Origin of the sequence: Halorubrum sp. SP3 (assembly GCF_005435195.1) — an archaeon.
Lineage (GTDB): Archaea > Halobacteriota > Halobacteria > Halobacteriales > Haloferacaceae > Halorubrum > Halorubrum sodomense.
The window spans coordinates 628-934 of sequence record NZ_SGTU01000073.1 but is presented as its reverse complement, the minus strand read 5'-3'; the positions used below and the strand labels follow the sequence as shown (position 1 = coordinate 934).

Sequence of the window (307 nt, the reverse complement as noted above, 5' to 3'; positions counted from 1 at the left end):
GTCAGCGCGTCCATGTCGCGATCTGTGACCCACTCAAAGAACTGTGCGACGGTGTCATGTGGGTTCTCGTAGATATATACGTCACATGGGTTGTCTTGCTCGTAGGAATCTATCTCGTCGTACGCAACACCGTCCCACGAGGGATGTGCGGTCAGCCACACGACGTACTCGTCGGTGTACGAATCGTGGGCCGTAATCGCCGTCACGGGGTTGTCCGCCCGCTCGGTTCCTTCCTGTGAAACGACTGGTGGGCCATCGCCACCTTGGGCGACCTCGATGTCGTACGTACAGACGCGCAGGGGCGGGA

Annotated in this window: 1 pseudogene; it reads right to left on the bottom strand. The window is 59.3% G+C overall.

The window, feature by feature from the left end:
• Nucleotides 1-307, bottom strand: a pseudogene (locus tag EXE42_RS18710) (hypothetical protein); the annotation flags it as partial.